At 36.3% G+C, this 14,395-nt stretch carries 14 protein-coding genes and 1 riboswitch; of the genes, 12 read left to right on the top strand and 2 right to left on the bottom strand.

Annotation, left to right across the window (positions count from 1 at the left end):
- Positions 1–37 precede the first annotated feature (37 nt).
- The 9 genes from EL165_RS12880 (at position 38) to EL165_RS12920 (ending at position 8,699) form a co-directional block, all read left to right on the top strand.
- Positions 38–1,648 carry a serine hydrolase gene (locus EL165_RS12880; RefSeq protein WP_002976483.1) on the top strand — a complete coding sequence of 537 codons (1,611 nt, stop codon included), beginning with the start codon at positions 38–40 and terminating at the stop codon, positions 1,646–1,648.
- A 129-nt stretch (positions 1,649–1,777) separates the two neighbouring features.
- Positions 1,778–2,161 carry a 5-carboxymethyl-2-hydroxymuconate Delta-isomerase gene (locus EL165_RS12885; RefSeq protein WP_002976482.1) on the top strand — a complete coding sequence of 128 codons (384 nt, stop codon included), beginning with the start codon at positions 1,778–1,780 and terminating at the stop codon, positions 2,159–2,161.
- A gap of 32 nt (positions 2,162–2,193) precedes the next feature.
- Positions 2,194–2,691, top strand: a complete 498-nt coding sequence (locus tag EL165_RS12890; protein ID WP_002976481.1) for a DinB family protein — start codon at positions 2,194–2,196, stop codon at positions 2,689–2,691.
- Positions 2,692–2,738: 47 nt separating this feature from the next.
- Positions 2,739–3,914: an alpha/beta hydrolase-fold protein gene (locus tag EL165_RS12895; protein ID WP_002976480.1), complete on the top strand. Its 1,176-nt coding sequence runs from the start codon at positions 2,739–2,741 to the stop codon at positions 3,912–3,914.
- A gap of 526 nt (positions 3,915–4,440) precedes the next feature.
- A complete protein-coding gene (locus EL165_RS12900) occupies positions 4,441–5,274 on the top strand; it encodes a hypothetical protein (protein ID WP_002976479.1) in 834 nt (277 codons plus the stop codon).
- Between the two features lie 114 nt (positions 5,275–5,388).
- The gene (locus tag EL165_RS12905; protein WP_002976478.1) at positions 5,389–6,165 is read left to right on the top strand and encodes an alpha/beta fold hydrolase; all 777 of its coding nucleotides are present in this window, start codon (positions 5,389–5,391) and stop codon (positions 6,163–6,165) included.
- 20 nt (positions 6,166–6,185) lie between these two features.
- Positions 6,186–6,539 (top strand): DUF2200 domain-containing protein, encoded by a 354-nt coding sequence (locus EL165_RS12910; protein WP_002976477.1) that lies wholly within the window; start codon positions 6,186–6,188, stop codon positions 6,537–6,539.
- Positions 6,540–6,699: 160 nt separating this feature from the next.
- Positions 6,700–6,825: riboswitch (FMN riboswitch) on the top strand.
- A gap of 92 nt (positions 6,826–6,917) precedes the next feature.
- Entirely contained in the window at positions 6,918–7,565 is a 648-nt protein-coding gene (gene ribB, locus EL165_RS12915) for a 3,4-dihydroxy-2-butanone-4-phosphate synthase (RefSeq protein ID WP_002976476.1), read from the top strand.
- Positions 7,566–7,700: 135 nt separating this feature from the next.
- Positions 7,701–8,699 carry a T9SS type A sorting domain-containing protein gene (locus EL165_RS12920; protein WP_002976475.1) on the top strand — a complete coding sequence of 333 codons (999 nt, stop codon included), beginning with the start codon at positions 7,701–7,703 and terminating at the stop codon, positions 8,697–8,699.
- A 62-nt stretch (positions 8,700–8,761) separates the two neighbouring features.
- Here the strand turns inward: EL165_RS12920 and EL165_RS12925 are convergent, their stop codons facing one another.
- The gene (locus EL165_RS12925) at positions 8,762–10,846 is read right to left on the bottom strand and encodes a TonB-dependent receptor domain-containing protein (protein ID WP_002976474.1); all 2,085 of its coding nucleotides are present in this window, start codon (positions 10,844–10,846) and stop codon (positions 8,762–8,764) included.
- Positions 10,847–11,009: 163 nt separating this feature from the next.
- Here EL165_RS12925 and EL165_RS12930 point away from each other — a divergent pair, with 163 nt between their 5' ends.
- Both EL165_RS12930 and EL165_RS12935 read left to right on the top strand, forming a co-directional pair.
- Positions 11,010–11,762 carry a DUF3575 domain-containing protein gene (locus tag EL165_RS12930; RefSeq protein ID WP_041461587.1) on the top strand — a complete coding sequence of 251 codons (753 nt, stop codon included), beginning with the start codon at positions 11,010–11,012 and terminating at the stop codon, positions 11,760–11,762.
- Positions 11,763–11,864: 102 nt separating this feature from the next.
- Positions 11,865–13,157 carry an MFS transporter gene (locus EL165_RS12935; RefSeq protein ID WP_002976472.1) on the top strand — a complete coding sequence of 431 codons (1,293 nt, stop codon included), beginning with the start codon at positions 11,865–11,867 and terminating at the stop codon, positions 13,155–13,157.
- Positions 13,158–13,214: 57 nt separating this feature from the next.
- Here EL165_RS12935 and EL165_RS12940 read toward each other — a convergent pair whose 3' ends face one another.
- Positions 13,215–13,430 (bottom strand): hypothetical protein, encoded by a 216-nt coding sequence (locus tag EL165_RS12940; protein ID WP_047435309.1) that lies wholly within the window; start codon positions 13,428–13,430, stop codon positions 13,215–13,217.
- Between the two features lie 257 nt (positions 13,431–13,687).
- On the opposite strand from EL165_RS12940, the gene EL165_RS12945 reads away from it, so the two are divergent.
- Complete coding sequence (locus EL165_RS12945; protein ID WP_228370498.1) at positions 13,688–14,323, top strand: DUF4919 domain-containing protein; 636 nt, start codon at positions 13,688–13,690, stop codon at positions 14,321–14,323.
- Positions 14,324–14,395 lie beyond the last annotated feature (72 nt).

Genomic DNA, 14,395 nt, shown 5'->3' on the forward strand with positions numbered 1-14,395 from the left:
ACATCACACTTAAAAGTGTCTTATTATAAAAAGCTAAATGAAATCGATTGTAACCTGCCTCGTTTTATTATTGTCTAATGTTTCTCTTTTCTCACAGAAATCCAAAAAACTGGAACAATTATTTGCCACTTATGACCAAGCCGGTCTGTTCAGTGGTTCTGTTCTGATTGCTGAAAAAGGAAAAATTATTTTTGAAAAAAGCTATGGCTACAGAAACGCTCCAAAAAAAGAGAAAAATACAAATAACAGCATTTATCGGGTTTACTCTACTACTAAAATGTTTACTGCAGCCGTTATTTTTCAGTTGGCAGAACAAGGAAAATTATCTCTGAATGACAAACTCTCCAAATATTATCCTGACTTTCCGAAAGGCGACAGCATTACCATTGCCAATCTGCTTTCCCACACGTCTGGTATTCCCAATGAAACAGGCTCTGAAAATACAGTTGATGAAGAAACATTTATAAAATATATCTCTGCTAAACCTTTCAATTTCTCTCCAGGTAAAAAATGGGATTATTCCAATTCCGGATACTATATCCTCGGTTATATTATAAAAAAAGTGACAGGTCTGAATTATGATAAAGCTATAGAAAATAATATCCTGAAGCCCCTGAAAATGGATCACAGTGGCTTCAATTTCAATAAGCTTACGGATGAAAACAAAGCATTTGGGTATGAATTTTTATCTGATAACAGATCAAACGAAGCATTACGCTTTAAAACCGATCATCCTTTTGGAGCCGGAGCTATGTACTCAACGGTGGAAGATCTTTTTAAATTCAATGAAGCTCTCAAGAATTATACTATTCTGAAAAAAGAAACAACAGATAAAGCTTTTACACCTTATCTTAACGATCATTATGGTTTAGGTTTTCAGATTTCGGATGTTTCCGGAAAAAAAACGGTGGGTCATGATGGTGGCGGTCCCGGATACAGAACCAGATACTACAGGGTTTTAGAAGATGATATCTGTCTCATTGTAATATCCAATTCAGAATTATCACACACTGATTTTATCATTCCTAAGATCGAAAAAATATTATATGATCAACCCTACAGTGTTCCTACCCCAGCAAAGATAAGTCTTAAGGATTTAAAAAAGCTGGAAGGAATATATTCTGACGGAAACTCAAACTTTTATATATCATTTGTTGATGGTCAGCTCATTTTCAGAGAAGACGGCTATTCAAGATGCTCATTGTTACCTGTGAGCAATACTTCATTTCAACTTGATGAAAAGTTCTCCTTCACATTGAAGCCAGATCAAAACGGAAAACCGGACACTGCTGTCATTCATTTCTGGGATGGAACTGTGAAAGAAGTTAAAAAAAATTCCAATATCCCTTCCTGGGGCATCATTGGCAATGCTACTCCTAACGGTTGGGACGGAAAAGATATCCCATTGCAGACAGATCCCCAAAATCCGGATATTCATTTTCTGAAAAATTATAAGCTGGCCAAAGGCAATTTTAAATTCAGATTTAATAATGACTGGGCATACAATTTCGGGCTTAATAACGATGGCAAATCTATTGCTCTTGATGCCTATGACTTTCCTATCAGTGAAGATGGAGCCTATGATATTGTTCTTGACATGACCGACATTGTACAGCCAAAATACACTATCAGGAAATCAAATCTATAAAATCGTTATTTTCAAGTAAAAAACACACATTTTCAAACCGTTCTGAAAACAGAATGGTTTTTATTTTGAAAATCTATTAACATTTTTATTACTTTTATCTCACACAAAATCAAACCACAAAATATATTTATGCCTCATTTTATTATAGAATGTTCGCAGGATATTCTTCAGCAGAGAACACCTGATGAATTATTGGATACCGTTTATGAAACAGCGGATGCAACAGGCTTGTTTGCTCTCAATGATATTAAAGTGAGGCTTCAGCCCTATCAGTATTACAGATTAGGTGCAGGCAAGAAAAATTTCCTGCATGTCTTCGGATATATTATGGAAGGACGTACTACAGAACAAAAAGCTGACCTTTCCAGACAAATAACCAGCCTACTTTCTGAATTGCTGCCTGATATTTCTTTTCTTTCCGTCAGCATCAGCGATTTTGAAGCTGCAACATACAGCAACAAAGCCCTCATCAATCCTGAAAATACAGGCAAAGACCGGCATTTCGGATTATAGCATCATTTCTCAAATCCAATAAATATAATATTATGAGCCTAAAAGCATTAGTCAGCAAAAGTGTACAGTACAACAACTGGGTAGTCAACAAATATATTGACTGGTTATCCACAAAGTCCGATGAACAGCTGAATCAGGAAACCATTTCAAGCTTTCCTACAATCTTAAAAACCCTGCATCATATCTGGCAAACCCAGGAATACTGGTGGGGCCACATTTCCGAAAATAATGATTTTGATTTTACCAAAACAACAGAAGTTACCAGCAAAGAAGATATTTTCAATGCTATAAAAAACAATTCACAAAAACTGGTAGATTATGTGGAAAGCTTGTCTGAAGATGATCTTTCTAAAAATGTAAAGATAGAATCCCAATGGTTTCAATGTGACTTTTCCAAGTACGAATATATCCAGCATGCTATTCTTCACGGCACCTATCACAGAGGACAGATTGTAACGATGGGAAGAAATATCGGAATAACAGATGCTCCTATGACAGATTTTAACTTCTGGAATATTTATAAAGATTAAATAGAGAGATCCCTTAGCCAGCACATTATAAAAACGATACCACCTATATGATTTCAGCGACTTATTCTCTTCTTTGGAGAAAAACTTTTATTCTATTTTTTTCTCTTTGCTATCTTTCAGTTTTTTCCCAGCTTGAAAAAATTCCAGCTATTCAGGATACCGCCTTTCTGATCGAATCAGAAATTCTTAATCAACCAAGAAGCATATGGATTCATTTACCGGAAGGATACTCCTCTTCTCAGGCTTATCCTGTTCTATATCTGCTAGATGGTGATGCTCATTTTAAATATGTATCTCAAATGACTGATTACCTTTCAGATTATGATCGGAACAGAATTCCCAAAATGATCGTTGTAGCCATACTTAATATCAACAGAGGCAAGGATTTAAATATCCGTCATAATGTAGTTAATGGAAAAGAAGTCCCTTCAGGCATATCAGTTGCTGATGGTGCCGGGAGATTTTTGAAATTTATTGATCAGGAATTGATACCTCAAATAAACTCACGTTTTAAAACTCAGCCTTACAGAATTTTGATGGGGCATTCGCTGGCAGGTGAATTTGCTTTGTATGCAAAAAATACTCTTCCGGATTTATTTCAGTCTACAATCCTGATAAGTCCTGCTATTCACAACGAAAATATGGTTGTAATGGCTGATTTTCATAAAATGCTTCAAAGGAAAAATCTAAAAGGAAAAATGTTTGTTACCCTAGGAGATGAAGATACTCAAAAAGTTAATCTGATAACAGAGCAACTTAAACAATTTTCTCCTGCAACTTTTGAATGGGATTTTAAATTTTATAAAGAAGAAAATCATTTTTCAGTAACTTATAAAAGCATTTTTGATGGTTTAAAATTTATTTATAAGAACTGGTTTTTTGATAACTACAGTACTGTATTAATGACTCCCAAAGAAATTCACCAACATTTCGATCGTCTTTCAAAAGAATTTGGATATACAGTGCATCCAACAGAAGACTTTGTTAATAATCGTGCATACGGGCAACTTCGCGCGGGAAATATCAATATTGCACTCGACTTGTTTCAACAAAATGTAAAGGATCATCCAGATTCATGGAATGCTTATGACAGCTTGGCCGAGGCCTATATGAAAAAAGGGGATAGAAAATCAGCAATTGAAAATTATAAGAAATCACTTCAGTTAAATCCTGATAATGCAGATGGGAAAACAATCCTGGAAAAACTTTTATCAGAGAAATAAGATGTTACACTGAACAAAAAATGTGGATAACTTTTTATATAACAATCTACCGTTGTGGATAAACTATGGATAAGTTTTTTAATCATTAAAAAATAACCCAATAACACCCTATAATTCAATAAATTAAAAATGAAATTATTTTCTTCAGAATTTTCAGCATAGAAAATTCTGTGGATAAGTTATGTGAATAAGTTATCCACAGTTACACCTTTATACATCCATCTTCCCAATTTGAATAATGAACATTTATTCATAATTCATTATGAATATTTTTTTATAAATTGCATTAAAAACAAATCACCACGCAAAGAAATAAATACCACAAAACAATTATATTCAAGTAATTAGGAATATATTCACAAAAACAAACTACAGATATGATAACGATTCTTATTTATTATTACCGATTACACAAAACCTAAATAACCATTATATACCCATCTGCACAAAAAAAACTACAACACGATGATGAAAAAGTTATCCACAAATGAAAACAGATTGAATAACTTAATAATCCCTCATTCAAATGACAACAACAGACATCAAAAAAAACATCATCCCTTATCTCGGGGAAACTGTACCGTACCTTTCCATTCCCGAAAATATTATTTATAATGGCAGCAGGATGGAAGCTGAAATTTCAGATTACGATTTCAGCAATGAAAATTTTTCAAAACTGATAAAGATATTATCTTCATTAGGAAGCTGTAACCTTTACAGAATTTTAAACACCTCCTCCACAGACCCGATTTATTTTATGGGTGAAAAGGTGAGGATAAGGCAACTTTCCTATAAAAAATCCGATTCCGCTTCCATCATCTGTGAAAGCTTCCTGGAATCCAAAAGAAAAGGTAAGTCTTCACTCCTGATGAGAGATAATCACTCCGGGGAACCACTCTACTCTTTCGAGCTTGATTATCATATCATTGCAAAAGATACGTTTAAACTTTTTTACAAAGACTATTTCAATGATGCTCCTGTGGAATATTACGATGAAAATCTTCCCGAAGGCAGGATTATAATAGAAAATGAACATAAATTTACCGTTTTACTCAATCCTTTTACGCCTAATCAATGTAAAGGTCATTTTGAAAACTACCCCATTGTACCTTCTGTTTTTATCATGAATTGTACGTTAAGGGAAATCCTTAATTTCATGGGAAATACCGGCACGTATGAAATAGACAATCTGGAAGGTTTTGCAAGCAAGGCTATGCCGACAGGAATAGAATACAGGATTGAAATTTCTCACCAGCAGTTTTTAAAAAATCTTATTTTTTTCAAATGTGAAATAAAAGATCTGCTGGGAACACCATATGCCATTATTATAGTCAACCTGAGATCAACTGATAAAAAATAAATTTCACAGCCCTGTATTTAAATGCAGGGCTGCTTTTACCACCTAAATCATTGAATTTCTAATAGCCTTTTTGTAAATTGGGCTAAAAATAAAATACACCAATTACTCATTGAAATGGAAAAACACGCAATCTCATCAGATGGACAGAAAATTCATTATAAAGAATCAGGCAACGGAAATACAACTTTAATTTTTATCCATGGATGGCTCGGCAACACCGAGTGGTGGGAAGGTCAGAGGAAATATTTAAAAAACCAATATCATATTGTTTTGATGGATCTTGCCGGACACGGAAAATCTGATTCATCCAGAAAAGAATGGACAAGTGCCCGATATGCCGATGATATTAAAGCCGTTGCTGATGCTGTTCATGCCCGGGAAATAATTCTTGTGGGACATTCAATGTCCGGAGCCTATGTTTTGGAAGCTTCTTTGAAAATTCCGGCTGTAAAAGCTATAATTCTGATAGATACATTGAAAAACCTCGACGAATCATTTACTGAGCAGCAAGCTGAAGAAGTGCTCTCTCAATACAGGAAAGACTTCAAATACACTGTGGAAAGCTTTCTGCCGCAATTTTTATTTGCAGAAGGAACTCCACCGGATGTAAAAGAAAGAGTACAGCGCGAATTCCTTCAAAATGAACCTGAATTGGCCATCAATGCTCTGTGGCCTTTATATAAAACAGACTTCAAAACAATTGCAAAACAGATTCAGGTACCCGTTATAGCTATTAATTCAGATGCTTCTCCCACGCATTTGGAAAACAACCGGAAATATCTGAAAAACTATGATTATGTAACCATTGAAGGCGTTGGGCATTACCCTATGCTGGAAAAGCCGGAAGAGTTTAACAGGATACTTGATCAGGTCATAAAAAGATTAGACTAAGAAACCAATAAACAATCAATATGCAGAATACCCGAATTTTCGCAATGCCTTTTGCAAGTGTTTATCCACATTACATTCAAAAAGCGGAAAGAAAAGGACGTACAAAATCAGAAGTTCATGAGATTATATTCTGGCTAACCGGATATAATGAAAAAGAACTTCAGGAACTATTAGATCATAAAACTGATCTGAAAACATTTTTCGAAAAAGCTCCCCGGATCAATCCGAATGTTTCACTGATCAAAGGTCTCATTTGCGGATATCGTGTGGAGGAAATTGAAGATGAACTGATGAGAAATATACGATATCTGGATAAATTGATTGATGAGCTGGCAAAAGGAAAGAAAATGGAGAAAATATTAAGAAATGCCTGAAGATAAATTCTGAATGATCTTAAAAGCGCTCTTATACACTTTATAAAACCTGAAAATTTCTTTTCCAATTCAAAAAACTTCCCGAAATTAGCGGTCTGTGCGTTAAATACTATCAATGAAATAAAAATTTAAATTACAACATACAGCAAAACTTAGTATAAGTTTTCTTCGGGGCAGGGTGAAATTCCCTACCGGCGGTTACAGTCCGCGACTCCCTTTTTTTGAAGGGACTGATCTGGTGAAATTCCGGAACCGACAGTTAAAGTCTGGATGGGAGAAGAAAATGAGATGATCAGTAAGATTCCTTATGGACTCTTATTGTATCGTATTTCATTTCCATGTACCGAAGACTATTTTAACTTTTAAAAGTAAAATAACATGGAAAAATTATTGGAACAATTCGGAGCAAACTCCAGAGAACGTGTAGAAAAAGCACTTACAACGTTACAGCAGGGAAAAGGTATTCTTTTAGTAGATGATGAAAACCGCGAAAATGAAGGTGATATCATCTTTCCCGCTTCCACAATTACAGAACAGGACATGGCGCTTCTGATCCGCGAATGCAGCGGCATCGTCTGCCTATGCATTTCTGAGGAAAAAAGCCGTCACCTCAACCTTCGTCCGATGGTGGAAACCAACAACTCAAAAAACCAGACCGCATTCACAATTTCCATTGAAGCCAGAGAAGGCGTAGAGTCCGGTGTTTCAGCCAAAGACCGTGTCACAACAATCAGAACAGCTGTAGCATCAGATGCACAGGCAGAGCATATTGCAAGTCCTGGCCACGTTTTTCCTCTGATCGCCAGAAAAGGTGGTGTATTTGAAAGACGCGGTCATACCGAAGGCAGTGTAGATCTTGTAAAAATGGCTAATCTGGGTGACGATGCCGTACTTTGTGAACTGACAAACGAAGACGGCTCTATGGCAAGACTTCCTGAAATTGTGGACTTTGCCAACAGAAAAGGGATGAGCGTGGTGACCATCGAAGATATTTATGCTTACCGCAAAATGGTAATGAGCAATTAAACTTAAACATTTTTAGCGCACAGAGCCGCCTGTTGATATGATCAGCAGGCGGTTTTTGCAAATATTCAATTAAAAACAAAATAAATTAACATTTGAATACTATTTTTTAATTATTTTTAACAAAAATTTCTGACTATGAAAAAATCTTTACTCCTTTTATTAGGAGCATCTGCCATGTTCTCTGCGCAGATTACGCTTACAAAAGCAGCCAATGACCCTATTGCCGGGAATGTTGTTAATTACAATATTGTAAACGGAGGCGTAAATAACTCCGCAACTGGTGCTAATACAACATTTTCAAATGGAGGACTTACGATGGGAGCTTCATCACAAACAACCTATTTGACGCCAACTTCTGCTGAAATCACAACTTTTCCTGGTTCAACCATTAAAATGTTAGATGGAACAACAACTGTTTACTACAAAGCTTCTTCTACCAAACTGGAAATCACGGGAATTGTAAACCCTCAGGCCACCCTGAACTTTAGTGTGGACAACGGTACCTATATCAGTTATCCACTAACTTACGGACCTGCACAAAACGACACAGCCAAAGGAATATTTTCTTCATCTTCCGCCAACGGATTGTTCAGCGGGACAATGACTGCCATTGCTGACGCGTATGGAACCCTGATTATAGGAAATCAAACATACAGCAACGTGCTTAGAGTAAAATATACACAGAATTTTAATCTGTATCCGTCTTTTGATGTTACTTATTCTAACTCTATAGGAACACTTACCAATACTGCTTATGCGTATTATGATGCTTCTCACAGATATGCGCTGCTAAGTTCTACAAGTGGAAATATCAGTATTCCATTGTTGAGCATTAGCCAGACAGTAGCCACTGCATTAGCTTTGAACGAAACATTCCTGTCAACCAGCAATGCCGTGAAAAAAGAAAATCTGACTGTTTATCCTAACCCTGCACAGGACTTTATTGGTTTTAAAGGAAATACGGATAATTATTCCAAAGCAAATATTTACAGTCTGGACGGAAAGCTGGTTAAAACGTCAGATATAAAATCCGGAAACGTACAGATCTCAGATCTTCCGCCAGCGTCTTACTTCATTGAGATCAGTGGAAAAAATACTACAGACACCAAAAATACAAAATTCATCAAGAAATAATAAAGCAAAATCCCCGCTCCTACAAGTGAGCGGGGATTTCTTATTAACATTCAAATGAGCATCTAAAAAGTTGCTGCAGGGGCTGTTTCATTATTAAGCTTTCGCTGGATATCGGTCTTTTTTCCTTTGGAGAAATCGTAACTCAGCCCTAATACAAACATAGATTTATTATTCATAATCTGAGTATGAACTCTGTAATCTACCAGACTTTCCGGTAGACTTTTCGTTTTATATTCCGAAGGCATTCCTATCCAATACATTCCTGTGGAAAATGTCCAGTTTCTATGTTTGTAACTGACAAAAATATTATTCTGGTTTTCATTCGTATTCAGGAAAGCACCGCTAAGGCTGTACACCGGAATATTAATCTGATATTGAACAGAAAAAGATTTATACTCCGAAGAAACTACAAAATAATTTCCTAAATAATCATTTTTAATTAAAGCACCGCTACTTGTTCTCACAGTTTCAGAAGTAGGCGTGATCACAGCTTTTACTACAAGCAGATTGTTTCCGAAAGGTTTATAAGATCCTGTAAGCTGTACACCATACCGCTGTCCTTTTTTACCATTCTCATAAGTAAGTGCATAGCCTCCCAACACATCATCCTGAACATAATACTGATTGATTATCCTGTTGGTATAACGGTAAAATAATCCCGCATTAAAATCAAAATATTTATTGTTAAAAGAATAGGTCAGGTTATTGGAAAATACCTGTTGAGATTCTAAGAAAGGATTTCCTCTCTGAACAACATTGGGTGCCAATTGTACCACATTGCTGCTTAAAGCATTACTCCACGGGCTCACCGGATTGTAACCGGATGTAAAGCGAAGATTCTGATTGCTTTTAATCTGATACGCTAAAATAACCTTTGGAGTAAAAGTCCACTCATCAAAAGTATTTTCTGCACTTTTATTGTGAATATTCGTAAGACCTGCACCGATACGATAGCTGAATTGATCAACTTTTCCCGAAAATTCAGTATAAAAATACTGCTCCAGATAATTAACACTGTATTGGGAATATCCGGCAAGGTTATTCAGATCGTTGGAAATGGAAGACCTTGAAATACGATATCCGGATGAAAGCTTTCCTGCTTTGAAATCATGAGTATGGGCCAGCTCTCCTACCAGGCTCGTCTGCTTTGCTTTAAGCATCATATCATTATCATACACCGACAGACCTGAACCTACAATCCACTCGCTGGCTGTTTCGGAAGTATTGGTAGTATAGTGAGATCCTACTACGTTAATGCTCAGCTCATCTTTTTCCCCAATCTTTTTCGAATAGTAAAGATCCAGCTTGGGAATTACATAATCTGAGCCATTATTTTTAAACATTGCATGTTCCTCTTTCAGGGCATCTTCAGTAAATACACTCTGCCCTGTTCCTTTTGAAAACCTGCTGAAAATATCCATATTCAACTTTACCTGAAAAGCATAATCATCAGGAACGAGCCTGGTGTAACGCAAGGCGATATTCTGGAAAGTATAGCCGAAATGATCCTTCCTGTTTTCGTCTGAACGGTAATGTTTACCGTTCAGCTGATAATCATAGATACTGTTTACCCTTCTGTCGTTATAGTCCCTCAGATTCACGGAATATTCCAACCCGAAATTATTTTTCCCTTTTGTATAATTGGCATAGGCAGATCCATTCACAAAACCAGTATCCAAAGCTGTGGAAACGTCAGCTCCAAAAACATATCCTGTTTCCGTAGACCTTGTCAGAATATTCACTACAGTATCAGCTCGTGTTGCCCATCTTGCCGGCGGTATATCATAATACTCCACCTTTATTACTTCACTGGGCGCCACACTCCGGATCTGCATATCCGTAGCTTCAATTCCGTTGATAAGAAATAATGTTGTTCCTCCTTTTGTACTGGTAATCGTATTCGCTACCGGATCCAGTTGTAACTCCGGAAGAGTACGAAGCAGATCTTTTGCGTACCGGGCTTTCTCAAGAGCCTCTTTATCAAAGGTATAAACCGCTTTATCCGCAAACTGTTTTTTCCGCTGAGATTTTAAAATAACTTCCTGAATTTCTTTGGTAGCCGCCATATCAGCCGTATCACTTTTCTTCTCCTGAGAGAATATGAAAGCTCCACAAAGGAAGAAAATGGTATATATAGTTTTTTTCATTTCTGAAGATGAATTGTACCATTAAAACAACCCATCTCTTATGTTTATTACATTGATAACAACTCATTAAAAAAATATTCATAATTTCATTTAAATTTTAATTATTATGTTAAATTCAGCCCGTTTTTTGCTGATTATTCGTTACACTGCAAAATATAAAGTCATGAAAAAGTTACTTATATTAATTCCGTGCTTTCTGTTTTCCGAATTGGAGGCACAGGAAATCCCCAACAGTTCGGCAGAAAAGATGAATATCATCAAAACCAATGTCACGGCGTATGCATTCAGAAATATCAATCTGTCTTATGAACGGGCCATCAACCAGTGGTTTTCTGTGAATATCGGTTTTGGAACTATGCCGGAAGGAAAAGTGCCTTTCATTAATACTTTTCTGAAAGATGAAGATGAGAAAAGATTCCAGAATCTTAGAGTAAAAGCAACCAATTTCACCATTGAACCAAGATTTTACATCGGTAAAGGATATGGCAAAGGATTTTATTTTGCGCCTTATTACCGTTACTCCAGCGTCACTTCCAATACTTTTGATTTTTATTATGATTATAAGGGTCCGGGTGGGGTTACCTACCAGATCCCTATTAAAGGCCAGGGAGATACCAAAGGAAACAGCGGCGGACTGATGGTTGGAGTACAATTCTTTTTGACAAGAAGTCAGAATCTTGTGCTTGACTTCTGGATTGCCGGAGCCCATTACGGAAGTGGAAAAGGGGATTTTACCATGACCTCAGATTATGTATTGACTCCTGATATGCAGGCTCAGCTTAAAAAGGAAATTGAAAACCTTGATATTCCGTTTGTAAAATATACAGTAGAAACCAATGCCAATGGAGCCAGAATAAAAGTTGACGGTCCCTGGGCAGGTTTCAGAAGCGGACTTTCGATAGGATACAGATTTTAAATATACCATGTATAATATATAAACCGTTCTATATCAGTACGGTTTATTTTTTTTCTGAAATTTGTATCTTGAATCCCATAAAAAACTTTCTGGAATTATACTATGAACTCGACCTCAATCACCACCGGCCAAAGAATCAAGGCTATCATAGGCGGATCTATCGGAAATCTTGTTGAGTGGTACGACTGGTATGCGTATGCTGCCTTTGCCATTTATTTTTCTCATTCCTTTTTCCCGGATTCTGACCTTAATGCACAACTGATGAATACTGCTGGAATATTTGCAGTAGGTTTTCTCATGAGGCCAATCGGCGGCTGGATGTTCGGGAGTATTGCAGATAAGATAGGAAGAAAAAAAGCCATGACGCTTTCCGTTCTGCTGATGTCTTTCGGATCATTACTGATAGCGCTTACTCCAACTTACGAATCTATAGGCATTCTGGCTCCTTTATTACTTTTACTCGCAAGACTGCTTCAGGGCTTAAGTGTTGGTGGAGAATACGGAGTCTCCGCAACTTACCTCAGCGAAATGGCTACACAGGATAGAAGAGGATTTTATTCAAGTTTTCAATATGTCACTTTAATTGGCGGTCAGCTGATTGCTTTAGGAATTCAGCTTATTTTGCAGAAATTGCTGCTGACAGAGTCCCAGCTTGAAGAATGGGGCTGGAGAATCCCTTTTGTGATCGGGGCTATGCTTTCTATTATCGCATTGTATCTTCGGGCTAACCTCCATGAAACCGAAGCTTTTGAAAATAAAAAAGAAGTGAGTGAAAAGAAAAAAGGAACGGTAAAGGAGTTACTGAAACACCCCAAAGCTTTACTTACTGTTGTAGGTCTTACATTAGGAGGAACACTGGCATTTTATACCTACACCACTTATATGCAGAAATTTTTAGTGAATACCGTGCATCTTACTAAGGAAGAGTCTACACTGGTCTCTTTTATTTCCTTATTTATATTTGCCTGCCTTCAGCCTGTATTTGGAGCACTTTCGGACAAAATAGGAAGAAGACCGCTCCTTTTAGGATTTGGAATACTGGGAACTTTATGTACGGTTCCGCTGCTTACAGCCCTCAGCACTACCACTTCAATATGGAGTGCATTTTTCCTGATCATGGCTGCATTAATTATTGTAAGCGGCTATACTTCCATCAACGCAGTAGTAAAAGCAGAACTTTTCCCTTCTGAAATCCGTGCACTTGGCGTAGGTCTTCCTTATGCTATTACCGTGGCAGTATTTGGAGGAACTGCAGAATATATTGCACTTTGGTTTAAGAAAATTGGTTCTGAAGAGTATTTTTACTGGTACATTACCGGATGTATTCTCTTTTCGCTTATTGTTTATATCGGAATGAAGGATACTAAAAAGATCTCTACCCTGGATAAGGATTAAAATTTCAGAGCTTTATAAAAAATAGCGCCGCAGGTTCTCTGCGGCGCTATTTCTATTTTAATGATAGGCCTGTTTAAATTTTTCAATCATACTGTCCAGATTATGACGCTGGACATATATGCTTTTTACCTCCTGATATCTTGGCGATTTATAGAAAACCTCATGGAAATCCATACTGCCGTTTCCTACTTTTACTACTTTCTGTACTTCAATATTCAACTTTCTCAATTCGTCTTTGAAGACTTTAAATTCATCTTGGATACTACTGCTCATTAATATTTTTGATTTTTTAGTTAAAAATTCCATTTACCCCTTCAAATATTAGGGGTAACTTCTCAAATTCCGAATAAAGTTAGTAAATTTATTAACACAAAGTAACACTTTTACAATATTTTATCATTTTTTTTACAGATTGTCAGTTAATAATATTCGATTAATACATATTTCGTATTTTTAGCTTTATAAAAAATTGCAACAACATTATACAAACCATGATTATTAAAGCATTTTTCTCATTATTCTTTTTAACAATGCTCACTTTTCTGCACGGTCAGAAAATGGAATTCAAAGCACCGGATTATGCTGCCATTCAAAAAAATATTGAAGATAAAAACTCGGAATTCTACTATCCGAAACTTTTAAAGAGATTAAAACAGAATGATACGCTTCTTACAGGCAGCCAATATCGTCATCTGTATTTCGGCTATACCTTTCAAAAAGAATATCATCCCTATAAGATCGGCAAGAAAGCAGAAGAAGTAGCCAAATATTATCGTGGTGAAGGTATTTCACAAAAAGATCTCTCAAAAGGAATCAAACTGTTTTTGGATGCTTTGGATGAAAATCCGCTGGATCTGCGTGCAATGAATTATCTTGCTTATCTGTATCACTTAAACAATGATGACGCCACTGCTGAAAAAATTGCTGGGAATTTTCACGGCTTATTAAACGCTATTCTGACTTCCGGTGATGGATTGACATGTGAAACAGGCTTTCATGTTATTTCTGTAACTGATGAATATGTATTGCTCAACAGGTTCCAGATGGAGACCCAATCACAAAGCCTTAAAGGAAAATGCGATTATCAGGAGTTTGAAAAAGGTAAATATAAAGTGCCGGGATTTTATTTTGACATCAGCAGATTCTATGGAAGAATATTAGATTAACAGGATTCATTGTTAATAATTTTTATTATTGAATAATACGAGCCATTAATTTTTATAAAATAAATTCCATAT

This window comes from Chryseobacterium gleum, assembly GCF_900636535.1.
Taxonomy (GTDB): domain Bacteria; phylum Bacteroidota; class Bacteroidia; order Flavobacteriales; family Weeksellaceae; genus Chryseobacterium; species Chryseobacterium gleum.